This is a genomic window from Streptomyces albus subsp. chlorinus, from assembly GCF_013302895.1.
GTDB lineage: Bacteria > Actinomycetota > Actinomycetes > Streptomycetales > Streptomycetaceae > Streptomyces > Streptomyces chlorinus.
Genome location: NZ_VJOK01000001.1, coordinates 1851833 through 1867747, shown reverse-complemented (window position 1 = coordinate 1867747; position 15915 = coordinate 1851833). Strand labels below are relative to the sequence as shown.

The 15915-nt window shown below is 73.4% G+C and carries 14 protein-coding genes, 1 pseudogene and 1 riboswitch; of the genes and pseudogenes, 9 read left to right on the top strand and 6 right to left on the bottom strand.

What is annotated here, in order from left to right; all coding sequences use genetic code 11:
* Window positions 1–99 precede the first annotated feature (99 nt).
* Entirely contained in the window at window positions 100–234 is a 135-nt protein-coding gene (locus tag FM076_RS34605; RefSeq protein WP_274598794.1) for a hypothetical protein, read from the bottom strand.
* A gap of 298 nt (window positions 235–532) precedes the next feature.
* Window positions 533–651, top strand: a riboswitch (SAM riboswitch).
* A 224-nt stretch (window positions 652–875) separates the two neighbouring features.
* On the opposite strand from FM076_RS34605, the gene FM076_RS08445 reads away from it, so the two are divergent.
* Window positions 876–2267: an aminotransferase class V-fold PLP-dependent enzyme gene (locus FM076_RS08445; protein WP_173869304.1), complete on the top strand. Its 1392-nt coding sequence runs from the start codon at window positions 876–878 to the stop codon at window positions 2265–2267.
* A gap of 84 nt (window positions 2268–2351) precedes the next feature.
* On the opposite strand, the gene FM076_RS08440 is transcribed toward FM076_RS08445, so the two are convergent.
* Window positions 2352–3719 carry a helix-turn-helix domain-containing protein gene (locus FM076_RS08440; RefSeq protein WP_173869303.1) on the bottom strand — a complete coding sequence of 456 codons (1368 nt, stop codon included), beginning with the start codon at window positions 3717–3719 and terminating at the stop codon, window positions 2352–2354.
* Between the two features lie 202 nt (window positions 3720–3921).
* Between FM076_RS08440 and FM076_RS08435 the strand changes: the two genes are divergently transcribed.
* The 3 genes and pseudogenes from FM076_RS08435 (at window position 3922) to FM076_RS08425 (ending at window position 7002) form a co-directional block, all read left to right on the top strand.
* A complete protein-coding gene (locus tag FM076_RS08435) occupies window positions 3922–4659 on the top strand; it encodes a hypothetical protein (RefSeq protein WP_173869302.1) in 738 nt (245 codons plus the stop codon).
* 58 nt (window positions 4660–4717) lie between these two features.
* Window positions 4718–5974: pseudogene (locus FM076_RS08430) on the top strand (UDP-N-acetylglucosamine 1-carboxyvinyltransferase); the annotation flags it as partial.
* On the top strand, window positions 5971–7002 hold the full coding sequence (locus tag FM076_RS08425; RefSeq protein WP_173869301.1) for a serine hydrolase domain-containing protein: 1032 nt from the start codon (window positions 5971–5973) through the stop codon (window positions 7000–7002). The pseudogene FM076_RS08430 and the gene FM076_RS08425, both read left to right, overlap by 4 nt.
* Before the next feature lie 83 nt (window positions 7003–7085).
* On the opposite strand, the gene FM076_RS08420 is transcribed toward FM076_RS08425, so the two are convergent.
* A complete protein-coding gene (locus FM076_RS08420) occupies window positions 7086–7736 on the bottom strand; it encodes an NAD(P)-dependent oxidoreductase (protein WP_173874600.1) in 651 nt (216 codons plus the stop codon).
* A gap of 80 nt (window positions 7737–7816) precedes the next feature.
* Complete coding sequence (locus FM076_RS08415; RefSeq protein ID WP_243274373.1) at window positions 7817–9082, bottom strand: MFS transporter; 1266 nt, start codon at window positions 9080–9082, stop codon at window positions 7817–7819.
* Window positions 9083–9176: 94 nt separating this feature from the next.
* On the opposite strand from FM076_RS08415, the gene FM076_RS08410 reads away from it, so the two are divergent.
* Complete coding sequence (locus tag FM076_RS08410) at window positions 9177–10121, top strand: LysR family transcriptional regulator (protein ID WP_173869300.1); 945 nt, start codon at window positions 9177–9179, stop codon at window positions 10119–10121.
* A gap of 323 nt (window positions 10122–10444) precedes the next feature.
* Here FM076_RS08410 and FM076_RS08405 read toward each other — a convergent pair whose 3' ends face one another.
* Both FM076_RS08405 and FM076_RS08400 read right to left on the bottom strand, forming a co-directional pair.
* Entirely contained in the window at window positions 10445–10726 is a 282-nt protein-coding gene (locus FM076_RS08405) for an Lrp/AsnC ligand binding domain-containing protein (protein ID WP_173869299.1), read from the bottom strand.
* A complete protein-coding gene (locus FM076_RS08400; protein ID WP_173869298.1) occupies window positions 10723–11466 on the bottom strand; it encodes a rhomboid family intramembrane serine protease in 744 nt (247 codons plus the stop codon). The genes FM076_RS08405 and FM076_RS08400 overlap by 4 nt, the downstream gene beginning before the upstream one ends.
* 191 nt (window positions 11467–11657) lie before the next feature.
* On the opposite strand from FM076_RS08400, the gene FM076_RS08395 reads away from it, so the two are divergent.
* From FM076_RS08395 to FM076_RS08380, 4 genes are all read left to right on the top strand, one after another.
* Window positions 11658–11897, top strand: a complete 240-nt coding sequence (locus FM076_RS08395; RefSeq protein WP_173869297.1) for a hypothetical protein — start codon at window positions 11658–11660, stop codon at window positions 11895–11897.
* A gap of 336 nt (window positions 11898–12233) precedes the next feature.
* The gene (locus FM076_RS08390) at window positions 12234–13559 is read left to right on the top strand and encodes an NYN domain-containing protein (protein WP_173869296.1); all 1326 of its coding nucleotides are present in this window, start codon (window positions 12234–12236) and stop codon (window positions 13557–13559) included.
* A 364-nt stretch (window positions 13560–13923) separates the two neighbouring features.
* A complete protein-coding gene (locus FM076_RS08385) occupies window positions 13924–14952 on the top strand; it encodes an NlpC/P60 family protein (protein ID WP_173869295.1) in 1029 nt (342 codons plus the stop codon).
* A gap of 257 nt (window positions 14953–15209) precedes the next feature.
* Window positions 15210–15915 (top strand): hypothetical protein (locus tag FM076_RS08380; protein WP_173869294.1); only part of this gene is annotated, 706 nt, incomplete at its 3' end.

Below are 15915 nucleotides of genomic sequence, written 5' to 3'. Positions count from 1 at the left end.
CGCACCCGTCGGTGGTGGCGGCCCTGGCCGACCGGGTCCTGTCCGCCGAGGGCGCGCTGCGGGAGGCGGGGTAGCGGGCGGTGGACGGCACCCGCCGCTTCAGCCCCGGAAGGGTCCCGTCACCTCGTAGGTGACGCCGTGGGAGGGCGAGTTGGCGGCGCCGCGCCGGCTGGAGGAGTACGGGCGCTCGCCGGTTCGTGCGATCGCCCTGCTGGTGAAGCCCTGGGGCAGCACGGAGGGCCGTGCGCCACGGGAAACCGCCCAGCGCGGTGGTGGAGCCCGCGACGACAGCGGTGCGGAGGAGTGGGCGACGGTCCATGAGCGCTCTCCAGAGCGGGGGGAGGGACACGGACAGTGCTGCTGCGCCGCGGGAGTCGGGCGTCGCGGGGGGCCACCGGCGGTGGATTCGGGCGCGGTGATGGCCGGTTGCCGCCGCGTGGGGCGCGTTCTCGCCCCCGCGCCGAGGGGGTCCTGTCCGGGATGCGGACGGACCCGTGTGCCGCGCGCGGCCCCTGTGGCATACTCCCTCGCAGGTCACGAGCGACAGCGACGAAGGCCCCGGCCCGCTGTCCGGCAACCCTCCGTCCGTGGCGGGGTGCCCCGGGTGATGACCAGGCCGTAGGACAGCAAGGTCTGCGGCAAGCGCGGATCCCTCTTCGCCAGGGGTCCTGGTCTTCGAGGGAGTCTTCCGTGAGCAAGCGAATGCGCTAGGGCCGCGGGCGCCAACTCTGTGCGCTTTCTTTCGGCCCCTCTTCCGGTACGCAGTCCTTTTCGGTACCCAGTCCTGCGACGGCCCCGTCCACCGCGACGGTCCCGTGCGTCACCGCAGCACGCCGTACCGCACCGTTCCTCGTCCTGCCCACGGGAGTTCCGCCATGTCGTTCACCGCCGCTTTCGCCCCGGTTGATGCCGTTTGTACCGAGGTCACCACCCCGCTTCCCGTCCTCGGCCGCGACGTCCGCGTGCCGCTCGTCACCGGCGGGGAGGTCACCTACGCGGCGCTCGACTACGCGGCCAGCGCCCCGGCGCTCCAGCGGGTGTGGGACGACATCGCCGCCTACGCCCCCTACTACGGCAGCGTCCACCGGGGCGCCGGCCACCTCTCCCAGCTCTCGACCGAGCTGTACGAGCAGAGCAGGCAGGCCGTCGCCGAGTTCCTCGGCTGCCGCGAGGGCGACCAGGTCGTCTTCACCCGCGCGACGACCGACTCCCTCAACCTGCTGTCCGCCGCCCTCCCGCAGGGCACCCGGGTGTTCGTCTTCGAGACGGAGCACCACGCCTCCCTGCTGCCGTGGCGCTCGCACGAGGTGACCTACCTGGACGCGCCGCGCTCCCCCGAACAGGCCGTCGCCACCCTGGAGTCGGCGCTGCACGGCGCGCCCGCCGGGCCGAAGCTGGTGTGCGTGACCGGCGCCTCCAACGTCACCGGCGAGGTGTGGCCGGTACGGGAACTGGCCCGCGCCGCGCACCGGCACGGCGCCCGCCTCGTCCTGGACGCGGCGCAGCTCGCCCCGCACCGCCCCGTCAAGCTGACCGAACTGGAGGCCGACTGGGTGGCGTTCTCCGGGCACAAGCTGTACGCGCCCTTCGGCGCCGGAGTACTGGCCGGCCGCGCGGACTGGCTCCGGCAGGCCGAACCGTACCTGGCGGGCGGGGGCGCCAGCCGCCGGGTGGCCCGCACCGCGGACGGCGGCGTGGAGGTGGAGTGGCACACCACCGCCGCCCGGCACGAGGCCGGCTCGCCCAACGTCATCGGCGCCTACGCCATCGCCTCGGCCTGCCGCACGCTGACCGAGGCCGGGTTCGACCGCCTGGTGGCCCGCGAGGAGGAACTGCTGACCCGGCTGCGCACCGGCCTGGCAGCCGTCCCCGAGGTGAAGGTGCTCTCCCTCTTCGGTGAGGGCGCCGACCAGGTGGGCGTCCTCTCCTTCGTGGTGGAGGGCTGGAACAGCTCCCACTTCGCCGCCGCCCTCTCCGCGGAGTACGGCATCGGCGTCCGCGACGGCCTCTTCTGCGCCCACCCCCTGCTGCGCACCCTCCTGGGCCGGCAGGGCGACACCCCCGGCGAGTGCGGCGCCCCCGAGGCGGCCCCCGGCGAACGGTCCCTCAACGCCGTACGGGTCAGCTTCGGCGCGGGCACCCCCGACGACCACATCGACCGCTTCGTGGCCGCCGTCCAGGAACTGGTGCGCGAGGGTGCCCGCTGGAACTACCGCACCGAGGACGGCCGCTGCGTGCCGCAGGCGCCGGAGCGGGCGGTGGACTGAGGGCGCCACCGGCCGAGGGTGTCCCGCCCGTACGCCACGGGGTACGCCGGAGCGGGTGTGCGACCGCCATGGACTCCCGGGTGATCAGGAGGGCACGGCTCCGACCCTGGACGCCAGCCCCCGCAGGTCGGGTGTGGTGCGGCCGGACAGCAGGAGGCCGGAGACGAGAGCGTGGACGGCCGGGCGTGCGTGGATTTCCTGCGGGGCGCAGCGCTCGGCTGCCAGCAGGTCGGCGATGCAGGCGTCCCGGTGTCCCCACCTGTGGTGCGCGTGGGCCATGTCGGTGTACAGGCGGGCGCGTCGCTCGGCGCTGGGCAGGGAGGCCGGGCGGACGGCTCGCGCCGCGGCGAGGGCCCGGCTCGGATCTCCGGCGCTGTTCTCGGCCGAGACGAGATGCAACTGCACCGTGGTGGGGCTGAATCCGCCGACCTCGAGGTAATGCGTGCCACCACCAAGGCCGGCGGCGACGGCGGCGGCCTCAGCGGTCAGTTCGCGCATCCCGGCGGCGTCGCCCTGCCAGGCGGCGGTGTAGGCGGCCGACTGGATGAGCAGCCCGCGGAGCGCGGTCCCCGGTACGCCGGCCTCCTGCAGCTCCGGCGCCTCCGCTGCGGTGAGGGCCAGCGTCAGTGCCCGGTCATGCCATTGTGCTTTGCGGGCGAGCACCGCGAGTTGCCGGGCCGACTCGGCGACGGCGAGCGGTTCGCCAGCGGCCGCCGCCAGGTGCCGGGCGCGATCAGCGGCCATCCACCCGAGCTGCTGTTCGTCCAGTTTGATCAGAAGTCGGGTGGCGAGGAGATACCCGCGGCTGAGGAGAAGGTGGTCCGGCTCCGGGACCGCGTGGGCGGTGCTGAGGAGGCGGGGCAGGCGCACGGCCAGACTGGAGTAACTGCCGGTGCGGTAGTCCCGGTGGGCGTGGTCGAGTTCTGTGGCCAGGTGCTGCGGGTCCTCGGTCCGGACCGGTGTGCCGAAGCCGAGCATCGCATCCCGTAGACGTGAGACGAGTACCTCGCCCAGCCGCGCGTCATCGGCGTGGGTCGGCGTGCCGGCCGGAGGGATGGCGGCGGCCGTCATCGCGGCTGCGGTGCCGGCCAGGAACTTCCGTCGCCTCACGTTCTCACCGTCCTCCCTGCCTCTCAGCGTAGGAGCAGGAAGCCGGGGATATGCGGCAGTTGACGCACCGTGTCCGCCACAGCCCGGGAGCAGGGCGGCGAGGGCGGTGCCGGTGGACTGGGGCGGGATGCCGAGAGCGGCCGCGAAGAGACGCAGGGCTTCCACCGTCATGGGGGCGAGTCCGCGTTCGAGGCGGGAGAGCTGCGCGGCGGAGTATCCCGTCATCGCACCCAATTGCTCCAGAGTGAGCCCCTGTTCGCGTCGCACTCGGCGGATGAGGTCTCCTGGGGCGACGTGCTCCGCTGCCGCGGGCCGTAAGCGGGCACTGGTCGCCGGCCGCATCGGAACCTCCCCCCTGGTGGGCGCTGGCGGAGACTTCATCGTAGGGCTACGCAGCGTGATCACGGTCCCTTTTGCATGACGCGCAAATTGCTTGCAGTCCTGGGACTGCGGGCTGCTGACGGGGCGCCGTCTGCGGTGCTGTGGAGGTGCGGCAGGACGCGTCCCGCGCTGCCGCGTCTCCAGGCATTCAGGGAGGTCTCCCATGTCTCGTTCGACCTTGACCGCTGCCGCTCGCCGCGTCGCTGAACCGGTGGACGACCGTCTCACCCCGGCCTACTACCTTCAGGGCATCGGTCCTGGCCCGGTGGCGCAGATTCTCCGGGGCTGTGCTTCGGTGTTCGACATCAAGGCCGCGGTCGCGCTCGCGCTGGACGATCCGGAGTCCGCGGGCCTGTTGCCCGCGGGCGGGGGCGTCATCGAGTCCGGCGCCGACGTCCACGGCCGGGTCATCGTGCAGAAGGGCGCTCGGATCGAGGCCGGCGCCCGCGTCGTCGGCCCGGTGCTGGTCTGCTCCGGCTCCGTGATCTGCGCCGGTGCGCTGGTGCGCGACCACACGATCGTCGGCCCGGACTGCGCCGTCGGGTTCGGCGCCGAGATCACCCGCAGTTTCCTGGCGGGTGGCTGCTCCATGAAACACCCGTCGTTCGTCGGGGACTCGGTCTTGGGCTGGGGCGTGAACCTGGGAGCCTTCGCGACCACGACAGGGCTGCGGTGCGACGGCGGGCCGGTGACCGAACCGGCCACCAAGCCGATCGAGGTGACCCTCGACGGCCGCCGGATCAATACCGGACAGACGAAGTTCGGCGCCATGATCGGGGACGGCGTGGCGCTCCCGGCCGGAACGGTGCTGGCTCCGGGAACCCTGATCGGGCCGGGAACGGTGATCTACCCGCGCACTCTGGTCGGCGGCGTGCTGCCCACCGGCTCCCGGGTGCGGTGAGCGCCATGACAACCACCCTCACCCCGGAGGGGCGAACGGTGCCGCAGTACGCGTCACGGGCGGCCGGCCCCTGTCCGGCCGCGTCGAGGTGCAGGGCAGCAAGAACATCGCTCTCCACTTGTACGCCGCAGCCATGCTGGTGGACAGCCCGCTCGTCTTGGTCGGCGCCCCGGCCATCCTCGACACCGGCGTGTGTGCGCAGGTCCTCACCCATGCCGGTATGACCGTGTCGGTGGACGGCGGGCAATTCACCGTCGCCCCGCACGGGCCGCTGCACCCCGAGATCCACGGCGAGCTGGGGCGGCAGGTACGCACCACGTGCGTGCTCGCCTCCGCCGTACTGGCCCGCACCGGCCGGGTCTGGTTCCCGTACCCGGGCGGGGACGCGTTCTGTGCCCGGCTCATCGACCGGCACCTGGCTGCGATGGAGGCGGCGGGAGCGACCGTCAGCGCCGGGGAGGACGGCATCCGCGCCGCCTGCCCGCAGGGGGTGCGCCCGTTCACGGTGGATGTGGCCACCCCGTATGGGCCCAGTCTGGGCGCGACCGTATCGGCCCTGCTGCTGGCCTCCCGCGCCTGGGGCCGCAGCCGGATCGTGCACCCGCGCGTGGAACCAGAGGTCACCGAGACCGCGCGTTTCCTGAGCGAGCGCGGCATCCACATCGAGTGGGGCCCGCAGGAACTGCACGTCATGAGCCGCCGTGACCCGATCGAGGGCGGGGCGTTCCTGGTGGCCGGGGACCGGATCGAGGCGGCGACTCTCCTCATGGCCGCAGCAGCCACCGGGGGCACCCTCACGGTGGGCGGGATCTCCTGCGCCGAGCTGCCGGACGGGCTGGTCGGCACGCTCGCCGACGCCGGTGTGCTTCTGGCCGACGGGCATGGTGAGGTGTCCATGCGGACCGCCGGCGTTCTGCGGGCGGTGGAAACGGCCACGGGGCCGCATCCCGGGCTGCCGACCGACACCGCCCCGCAGTTGGCGGCGATGCTCACCCAGGCCCGCGGCACCTCCCGCATCACCGAGCGGATCTACCCGAAGCGCGACACCCACGTCCACGGCCTGGCCGCGTTCGGTGCCGAAATCTCCTCCCGCGGCCAGGACATCCACGTGCACGGAGCAACCCGCCTGCGCGCGGCCGATGTCGCGGCCGAGGACATCCGGGCTGTCACAGCTCTGCTGCTCGCCGCCCTTGCAGCCGAGGGAACTTCTACGATCCGCGGCATGTACCACCTCCGGCGCGGCTACGGCCACCTGCTGACCAACCTGGCCACGCTGGGAGCCGACATCACCACCATCCCGGAGGCCCGGCCATGACCGCGTTCACCGAAACCGACACAACCCGATTGCACGAAACCCTCGCTGCCGTCGTGGACGACGGAGCCGCACCGGGCGGAGTCATCGCCTTCGGCACCGCCGACCAGGAGCAGCCGCGCATCCTAACCGCTGGCATCATCTCGCCCGAGATCGGCGAGACCGCCCCGGACGAGACGACGGTCTACGACCTCGCCTCGCTGACCAAGGTGGTCGCCACCTGGCCACTGGTCGGACGCGCCGTTGCCGAGGGACGTATGGAACTGGACGCCCCGGTGCGCGCGTTCCTGCCGCCCATCTCCGGAGAGACGCCGAGCGGTGAGGCCACCGTGCGGCAGCTCCTCACCCACACGAGCGGCCTACGGGCCGCGACACGTCTGGACCAGTACCGGGGCGCGACGGCTCCACTGCACGAGCTGCTGTGCCGTGAGCCGCTGGAGGGTGTGCCGGGCGAGCACCGGTACATCAACCGCGGGTACGTCCTCCTCGGCTTGGCGATCTCCCACGTCCACGGTCGTCCCCTCGATGAGCTGGCAGCCGGCATGTGGCGCACGATGGGCCTGCGCGCCACCCGGTTCGGACCCGTCGGCCGCGGGCCTGGCGTGGCGCCGACCGAGCGGCGCATCCCGGGCGCCCCGCGCGTCTGGGGCGCGGTGCACGACGACAACGCCGCACTGCTCGGCGGCGTCGCCGGGCACGCCGGCGTCTTCGGAACGGCGGCCGATCTGGCAGCGTTTGCGCGGTGGCTGCTGCGCTCGCTCCAGCAGGACGGGCCCATGGGCGGGTGGCTGCGCACCAGCCTGGAGCCGCACGTGCGCATGGAGCCCGGGCTGGAGCGCGGGCTGTCATGGATCGTCGCCGCCGGAGGACAGGTCGCCTGTCACCACGGGTGGACCGGCACCAGCCTCTACCTCGCCCCCACCAGCGGCCGGTACCTGGCCGTGTGCACCAACGCCGTGCACAACGGTGCTGCCCGTACTCGCATCCGCCCCCTGCGGGACCTCGCCCTCAAGATCCTCAGCACGACGTGAGGAGCCGGGGACCCGTGGGACCGGTGACGAGGCTCGTCCAGCAAGCGGCTGCCGGAACAGTCGTGCCCCCCCCTGCGCGCGGCTCAGTACGCCACCGTGAACCGTCTCCGGTGGTGTCCGGGGCGTTCGGCCTCGTCGAGGAGGGCCACGGCGAAGTCCTCCATGGAGATGGCGGAGCGGCCGGCGTCGTCGACCAGGAGTTCGTCGGTGCCGAGGCGGTAGCGGCCGGTGCGGGTGCCGGGTTCCAGTCGCGCGGGCGGGGCGGCGTACACCCAGTCCAGGCCGGCGGGTGCGTGCCGCAGCACCAGGGCGTACTGCCTCTCGCACGCCCGGGCGATGGGGCGCCACTGGTCGGGGACGTGGCGGGGGTCGTCGCTCACCCGGACCCGTCCACCGGTGCCCGGCACGGACAGGCTGCCGGCGCCGCCCACCAGCAGCAGCCGCACGCCGGTGACGCCGAGCCCGGTCAGCAGGCCGCGCGCGGCCAGGACCAGGTCCTCCTCGTTGCCGGGGGCCGGGCGGGTGGCGCCGACGACCACGTCCTGGCCGTCGCTGAGGGCCGCCACGTCACCGGCGTCGGCGGCGTCGCCCACCCGGTGCGCGGCCCGCGGGTGCAGCGCGGGGAAGCGGACCGGGTCGCGGACGACGGCGGTGACCTCGTGGCCGCGTGCGAGGGCCTCGTTCACGACCCGGCTGCCGACGTTTCCCGCCGCGCCGAAGACGACGATGCGCATGGTGCTCAACTCCGTTCCGCCGCTGTGGGAAAGCGGCGAGAGAAAGGGGAAATCCGACATGGTGCTCGGGGTGTGTGCCGTCAGTGCGCGGTGTGCCGTGCCGCGCCGAGCCGCTCCAGCCCCCACATCGCGAGGGCGCCCGCCGCCAGCCCGGCCCCCAGCAGGCACACCCCGCTCCAGCCGCTGTGCGCCCACACCACGGCCGTCAGCGCGGAACCGGTGGCGCCGCCGATGAAGAAGCTGGTCATGAAGACGGAGTTGAGGCGGTTGCGGGCCTCGGGGCGCAGTCCGTACAGCACCGTCTGGCTGCTGTTGAGCACCGCTTGCTGGCCGGTGTTCACCGCGACGAGGCCCACCGACAGCCACAGCAGGGAGTGGTCGCCGGCGAGCAGCAGCAACCAGCCGCCGCCGAGTGTGACAATGCCGAGGCCGGTCACGTACTGGACGAAGCCGCGGTCGCCCAGCCGCCCTGCGAAGGTCATGGCCAGGACGCCGACGGCTCCGAGCAGGCCGAACAGTCCGATCCCGCCCTCCGACCAGCCGTACGGCGGCCGGGCGAGCAGGAAGGTCAGGGCGGTGAGCTGCACGCTGTAGGAGGCCAGGGACAGGGCGCCCAGCGTGGAGCGCAGCCGCAGCAGCGGCATCTCACGCAGCAGGGACAGCGACGAGCGCAGCAGCGCGGGGTAGGACATCCGTGCCGTGGGGCGGACGCGCGGCAGGAAGCGGTGCAGCAGGACGGCCATCACCGCCACGGGTATCGCGCTGACCCAGTAGACGGTGCGCCAGCCGCCCACTCCGGCCAGCGCGCCGGAGACGGTGCGGGCCAGCAGCCCGCCGAGCAGGATGCCGGACATGACGGTGGCGACGGCCCGCCCGCGTGCCTCATCCGGCACCAGCGCGGCGGCGTAGCCGACGACGACCTGGGCGCCCACCGCCGTGAGCGCCACGGCGACGGTGCCGGCCAGCAGCAGCGGGCCGTTGGGCGCGGCGGCGGTCAGCGCCAGGAAGAGCGCGGTGGCGGCCAGCAGCCCGACGGCGAGGCGGCGCCGGTCGAGCACGTCGCCGAGCGGGACGATCAGCAGCAGGCCGAGGGCGTATCCGGTCTGCGAGGCGGTCACCACGAGACCGGCGAGCGTGGTGCTGATGTGCAGGTCACGGGTGATCAGGTCGAGGAGGGGCTGGGCGAAGTAGTTGCCCGCGCAGGACAGCCCGGTGGCGACGGCCATCAGGAGCAGCAGGCCCCGGCCGGGCACGGAGGTGCCGGGAGCGGAAGGGGCGCCGGGAGCGGAAGGGGCGGGCGTGGCGGGGTGGTCGGCGGATGGGGGAGGGACGGCGGTTTCGGTCATGCGTTCAGGCTGTGGCCCGGCCCATCGATGAGTCCAACACATCCTTGTCATGCGAACGATCGCACTGCGCGATGGATCAGCTTAGGCTGGCCGCATGGAGCTCCAGCAGATGCGCTACGTGGTGGCCGTCGCCGAGACCGGTGGCTTCACACGGGCCGCCGAACGCTGCCACGTCGTCCAGTCAGCGCTCAGCCACCAGATCGCCAAACTGGAGAAGGAGCTGGGGGCCCGGCTGTTCGACCGTACGAGCAGGCGGGTGCGGCTCACCCCGGCGGGCGAGGCGTTCCTGCCCGCGGCCCGGCAGTCCCTGGAGGCCGCGGAGCGCGCCGCGGCCGAGGTCGCCGCGGCCACCGGCGAGATCCGCGGCACCCTCGCCCTCGGCGCCATCAACACCCTGGCCTCCGTGGACGTGCCCGGCCTGCTGCGCGACTTCCACGAGCGCTACCCCCAGGTGCGCATCAGCCTCACCTCCGCGCGCAGCGAGCTGCTGGCGGAACAGGTGAGGCGCGGCACCCTCGACCTGGCGTTCCTCGGTGTGACCCCGGGCTTCCGCGCCAAGGGGGTCCGGTCCCGCACCCTGGTACGGGACCGGCACGTCCTGGTGGTCGCCCCCGGCCACCCCCTGGAGGAAGAGGGCGCGGCCGGGCCGCTGGAGCTGTCCCGGCTCGCCGGGGAGACGTTCGTGGACTTCGCCGCGGGCAGTCATGCGCGCGCCCAGACGGAGGAGGCGTTCGCCGCGGCCGGCCTCCATCGCGACGTCGCCTTCGAGGCCTCCCACTGGGATTTCCTGGCCGCCCTCGTCCGCAACGGCATGGGCGTCGCCATGCTTCCCTCCACCTTCGTCTCCCAGCTGACCGGCCTGCGGGTGCTGCCCGTGCGCGACGGCCCCCGGCGCGAGGAACGCCTGGTGTGGAGCGCCACCCGCCTCACCCCGGCGGGCGCGGCGTTCCTCCGCGGGCTGGGGGAGGGGCCGGAGGAGGCAGCGGAGACGGCAGGGCGGGAGGGGGCCGGAAGCGCGGGGAGCGGGGACGGGGCCTGAGCTTGCGGCGCGAGGCGCGGAAGGGGGAGGGGGAGAGCGTTGTCGGCGGCCATCCTGGCGGCGCTCCGGACGGCGCTCCGCACGGGGATCCGGATGACCTCGGAGCCGGCCGCGTCCCGTACCCCGGCGCACGCGTCGCACCCGTCGCACTCATCGCCCCCCGTCGCCCCCGCGCGGCAGCGCCATGGGGCGGCGCCTCAGTGGAACTCGTGGACGACCTCGATGGTGCCCACCAGATGTGCGTGAACTCGTCCAACTCCCCGGCGGGCGCCCACAGTCCGAGAACCGTCCCGGCCCCGGCCAGGTGGGCACGCCCCCTTGCGTCAGGAGTCGAGCCCGATGGCGAAGGCCGTCTCCAGGTCGTGCTGGGAGTAGGTGCGGAAGGCGATGTGGGTCTCCGTGGACCGGACGCCGGGGACCTTGCTGATCCGGCCCGGGATGATCTCGGCGAGGTCGTCGTGCCGGGCGACGCGGACCATGGCGATCAGATCGTGCGCACCGGTGACGGAGTAGACCTCGCTCACGCCCTCGATGGCGGCGATGTGCTCGGCGATCTCGGGAATGCTGTCGGTGCTGGTCCGGATCAGGACGATCGAAGTGATCACGGCTGGGTCTCTCCCTCACGCGCCGGGGTTGGCCCGGTCACTCTAGCCCGGCGGTAGCACAGCCAGGTGTGGAGGAATCCCAGCGTGAAACCGGCCACATGGGCGAGGTGGGCGACGCCGGGGCCGCCGGAGTCCTGGCGGGCCGCGAGCCACTGGAGGGCGAGCCAGAAGAGGAGGACCACCCAGGCGGGGAAGCGCAGCGGAAGGAAGAGGAGGAAGGGGAAGAGGCTGGTCACCCGGGTGTGCGGGGACAGGCGGAGGAAGGCGCCCAGCACCGCCGAGACCGCGCCGGAGGCGCCGACCAGGGTCTCGCCCGAGCCGGGGTGCGCCAGCGCGTAGCAGCACATGGCCGCGTAGCCGGTGCCCAGGTAGAACAGGGCGAAGCGCACCGGGCCCATCCGCTGCTCGACCCTGCCGCCGAAGACGCCCAGGAAGAGCAGGTTGCCGAGCAGGTGCAGCCAGTTGCCGTGCAGGAACAGCGCGGTCAGCGGTGCCAGCAGTGGGCGCGCGCCGCCGCTCAGCAGCGCGCGGGGCACGACGCCCCACCGCTGGAAGTAGGCCGCCTGGGCCGCCTCCAGCGCCCGCCCCGTACCGTAGGGATGGCCGCCGAAGGACAGTCCGCAGGCCGGTCCGGTCACGAAGACGAGGCAGCAGCAGCCGATGAGGCCGTACGTCACCAGGGGCCGGGCCCCCGCGCCGGGGCTGCGGGGTGCGGCGTCAGCGCGGTCGGTGCCGTCCATGTCGGGATCATGACGGCTCCGTGTCGGGGCATGCTCCTCGACACACGCACAGGCACGCGGACGGCCCCAGGCCGTAGGGTTGACGGCACGTGGCCCCGCGCCGCATGTCCGGCATGTGTTCCGCGGAAGCGCGGCAGCACGACGGCAGCAGATCGACGGACACGACCTCACAGAATCGAGGACTCACGACGATGGCGGTCCCCACACCGACGGACGAGACGCGCTGGCGCTGCACCCTGTGCGGCAATCTGACCCGGTTCGATGTGACCCGCTCCAGCAAGGTGGTCGAGTACGTCCATCTGGACCTGGCCGGGGCGCCGAAGGTGGAGGAGCGGGAGGTGCTCAGTGAGAGCATCGAGTCCGTGCGCTGCCGATGGTGCAACGCCGTGGACCAGATCGAACTGGTGGACCGGCCCAGCGCTCAGGTGTAGGGCTCAGGAGAACAGGGCGTGAGACGGCAGGTGTGACCGGTGGTGGAACGGACGGGCGACGACCCTCGGCGGCCGAGCGAGGCTGCCGACGCGCCCGCGGGGCCTGAGCCAGCGCCGCACGCGGGCCCCCACCCCGAGGACGCCGGCCCCGCTCGTGGGGCGCATTCCGAGGACGTCGGTCCCGCTCGCGGGGCGCACTCCGAGGGCGCCGGCTCCGCTCGTGGGGCGCATTCCGAGGGCGCCGGCTCCGCTCGCGCGGCGCGCTCCGAGGGCGCCGGGCCTCCCTCCGCCGCGCCGTACTCTGAGGGCGCCGCCGCCTCGGGAGGGGACGGGCCCGTGGGCGAGGAGGCGGACGAGGACCTGGAGCGGCCGCTGCCGCAGCGGGTGCGGCGGCGCGTCGTCGCCCTCACCTCGGACGCCCTCGGCGGGCTGACCATCGCCGAACTCCCGCCCCCCTTGCGGCAGTACGCCCGCTTCACCCCGCAACGCCGGGCCAAGTTCGGCGGCAACGCCATGGCCACGGCGCTGGAGACCGACCCCGTCTTCCGGCAGCGCATCGCCACCCGGCTGCGCGAGCAGCTCCCCGACCTGGCGGAGGCCCTGGAGGAAGGGGCTCCGCCTCCCGCCGCCGACCCTGTGGACGTGGCGGCGGCGGGCTACATCCTGCGGCCGCCCGGCTGGGCGAAGCTCGTCGCGGCGGCCGGCGAGGAGGCCCAGCGCGCCCAGGCCGAACGCGCGGGCGAGGAGGCCCAGCGCGAGCTGGCCCGGCTGCGCGAGGAACTCTCCCAGGCCAGGAGCGCCGCGCGCGACGAGGCCGAGCGCGGGCGCCGCGAACTGGAGGCCCTGCGCAGGGAGCTGGACGGCACCCAGCGCAGGCTGCGCAGCGCCCAGGCCGATGTGCGCCGCGGTGAGGCGGCGCTGCGCAAGCTCCAGGCGGAGCTGGACTCAGTACGGGCCGCGGCCGGCGTGGAGAAGGCCGCCGCCGAGAGCGAGGTGCGGCGCCTCAAGTCGCGGCTGGCCGAGAGCGAGTCGGCGCTGGAGGCCGGGCGGCGCGCGGTCCGCGAGGGCCGCAGCGTCGAGGACATGCGGCTGAGGCTGCTGCTGGACACGGTGCTCGACGCGGCCCAGGGGCTGCGCCGCGAGCTGGCCCTGCCGCCGTCCGAGAGCCGCCCGGCCGACACCGTCGAGGCGGTGGAGCCGGGCCGGATGTCCCCCAAGGACGTGGCGGCCCGCGCCCTGTCGGCCACCGATCCCGCGCTGCTGGACCAGCTGCTGGCACTGCCTCAGGCCCATCTGGTGGTGGACGGCTACAACGTCACCAAGACCGGCTATCCCTCGCTGCCGCTGGAGAAGCAGCGGCTGCGCCTGCTGGGCGGACTCGCCGTGCTGGCGGCCCAGTCGGGCGCCGAGGTCACCTGCGTGTTCGACGGCGCGGAGCTTGCCGCCCCCGTCCTGCTGGCGCCGCCGCGCGGGGTGCGGGTGCTCTTCTCCAAACCGGGGCAGACGGCGGACGAGCTGATCCGCCGTCTGGTGCGGGCCGAACCGCCCGGCCGTCCCGTGGTGGTGGTCTCCAGCGACCGCGAGGTCGCCGACGGCTGCGCCGCCGCCGGGGCCCGCCCCGTCGCCGCCACGCTCCTCCTCAAGCGCCTCGCCCGGACCTGAGCCGCCCGTCGCCCGCCGCCCCGCCCGAGCAGCTGCCCCCGCCGCCCCTCCGCTCCGTCTGCCCGCGCCCTCCACCGCGCCGCGACGGGTGCGCAGCGTGAGGTCTCGCTCTCCCTGCGTTGACGCCGGGTAAAGAATGCGGCCGTGAGTCGCCTTTTTTCTGGAGGGATTTGATCCGATCACTCGGCGTGGCTAATGTCTGGCTCGAACCTCCGCTCGGGTGATCACCTATCCGGGGTGACAGCGGAGGACCGCCTAGTTCCGCCCGGTTGGGACGGCTCCCTCGCAAACAGGGCCCTGTCGACGAAGGCGGAGCCGGAGCTGACCGACCGGCAGGCGGCTGAGGAAGAAGGAGCTCGCCCCAGTGGCGTCCCACCGTCGTCCCAAGCAGCCAAGCCGCGCCCGAGTCAGTGTGTTCACCATGACCGCGGCCGCGGCTGTCGCCCTCACCGCGCAGTCGGCGCACGCCGATCCGCAGACCTCCAAGAAGAGCGTCAAGGAGAAGGTCGACAAGCTCTACGAGGACGCCGAGGCCGCCACCGAGAAGTACAACGGCGCCAAGGAGAAGCAGACCAAGCTCTCCAAGGAGGTCGAGAACCTCCAGGACAGCGTGGCGCGCGGGCAGGGCCAGCTCAACAAGATGCGCGACCAGCTGGGTTCGGTGGCCACCGCGCAGTACCGCACGGGCGGCATCGACCCCTCGCTCCAGCTGTTCCTCTCCTCCGACCCGGACAACTATCTGGACAAGGCCTCGGCCATGGACCAGTTGAGCACCAAGCAGGCCAGCGCGCTCAAGAAGATCCAGGCCAAGCAGCGCACCCTCGCGCAGCAGCGCAAGGAGGCGTCCGGCAAGCTCAAGGACCTCTCCAGCACCCGCGCGGAGCTGGGCAGGAAGAAGAAGGAGATCCAGGGCAAGCTCTCCGAGGCCCAGTCGCTCCTCAACTCCCTGACGGCCAAGGAGAAGGCCAAGCTCGCCGAGCAGCAGAAGCGCTCGGACCGCGCCTCCAGTGAGCGCGCCGACCTGGGCGACGTCAAGGCCGGATCGGGCCGCGCGGCCGCCGCCCTCGCCGCTGCCAAGGGCAAGATCGGCAGCCCGTACGTGTGGGGTGCCACCGGTCCCAGCTCCTTCGACTGCTCCGGGCTGACCTCCTGGGCCTACCAGCAGGCGGGTGTCTCGCTGCCGCGCACCTCGCAGGCCCAGGCCAACGCCGGCACCCGCATCTCCAGCCAGAGCGCCCTCAAGCCCGGCGACCTGGTGCTGTTCTACGGCGACCTCCACCACATCGGCCTCTACGCGGGCAACGGCCAGGTGCTGCACGCCCCCAAGCCCGGCGCCAGCGTGCGCTTCGAGGCGATGGGCAACATGCCGTTCCAGTTCGGCGTCCGGGTCTGAGCCCGGCCGGGTCACCGGCGGGCGGGGCCCCGGGTCCCGCCCGATGACCAGCCAGTGTGATGACCGCTAAACGTCCTTCGTCCGGGTGAAAGCCCGCGGGTGCGGATGACCGGGCCACCCGCCCGGTGACCTGCGTGATCGGTGAACTCCGCGGCCCCTCGCGGGTCTTGCGGGCGGTGATCTTTTCTTTGCCCTCTGTGAGGGTGCCGCTACATTCTGCGGGCGCACGTCGCCTAGCGGAAGGAACGCGTCCTCCAGTGGCATCGCACCGGTCCCCTCGTCGTACCCCGCTGCCCGGACAGAGCTGGCCCGCTCGGGTCACCGTGCTGTCGGCCGCCGCGGCGGGTGCGGCGGCCGCGCTCACCCCCGCCGTGCCCGCGGGCGCCAAGCCGGGGGACGGCAAGCCGTCCGCCAAGAGCGTCAACTCCCGCATCGACCGCCTCTACGAGCAGGCCGAGGCCGCCACGGAGAAGTACAACGGGGTGGCAGAGCGGGCTGGCCGGCTCCGCGAGCAGGTCTCCCACGCGCAGGACGCCGTCGCCCGGGGCCAGGCCGAGGTCAACCGGCTGCGTGACGGACTCGGCGGGCTGGCCGGCGCCCAGTACCGCTCGGGCGGTATCGACCCGACGCTGACGCTGATGCTCACCGAGGACCCGGACGGCTACCTCGACAAGGCCGCCACCCTCGACCGCATCGGCAGCCACCAGGTGCGCGAACTGCACCGGCTCCGCTCCGCCCAGCGGGAGCTGCGGCAGCAGCGCAGCGAGGCGGCGGAGAAGGTCGCGCGGCTCGACGGGCTCCAGAAGGCCCTCGCGCGGCAGAAGAAGAACGTGCAGAAGAAGCTCGCCGCGGCCCAGCGCCTGCTGGGCAGGCTCACCGCGCAGGAGCGCGCCGACCGCGAACGCGCCGCCCGGGGCGGCCACCACCCGGAGGCCGGCGGAGCCAAGGCGCCCTCGGGCCGCG

Coding starts and splice junctions, on each gene's coding strand:
- FM076_RS08435 (WP_173869302.1), top strand. CDS start 3,922: ATGTCTCGTTCGACCTTGACCGCTGCCGCTCGCCGCGTCGCTGAACCG.
- FM076_RS08410 (WP_173869300.1), top strand. CDS start 9,177: ATGGAGCTCCAGCAGATGCGCTACGTGGTGGCCGTCGCCGAGACCGGT.
- FM076_RS08415 (WP_243274373.1), bottom strand. CDS start 9,082: ATGACCGAAACCGCCGTCCCTCCCCCATCCGCCGACCACCCCGCCACG.
- FM076_RS08395 (WP_173869297.1), top strand. CDS start 11,658: ATGGCGGTCCCCACACCGACGGACGAGACGCGCTGGCGCTGCACCCTG.
- FM076_RS08400 (WP_173869298.1), bottom strand. CDS start 11,466: ATGGACGGCACCGACCGCGCTGACGCCGCACCCCGCAGCCCCGGCGCG.
- FM076_RS08425 (WP_173869301.1), top strand. CDS start 5,971: ATGACCGCGTTCACCGAAACCGACACAACCCGATTGCACGAAACCCTC.
- FM076_RS08420 (WP_173874600.1), bottom strand. CDS start 7,736: ATGCGCATCGTCGTCTTCGGCGCGGCGGGAAACGTCGGCAGCCGGGTC.
- FM076_RS08440 (WP_173869303.1), bottom strand. CDS start 3,719: ATGCGGCCGGCGACCAGTGCCCGCTTACGGCCCGCGGCAGCGGAGCAC.
- FM076_RS08445 (WP_173869304.1), top strand. CDS start 876: ATGTCGTTCACCGCCGCTTTCGCCCCGGTTGATGCCGTTTGTACCGAG.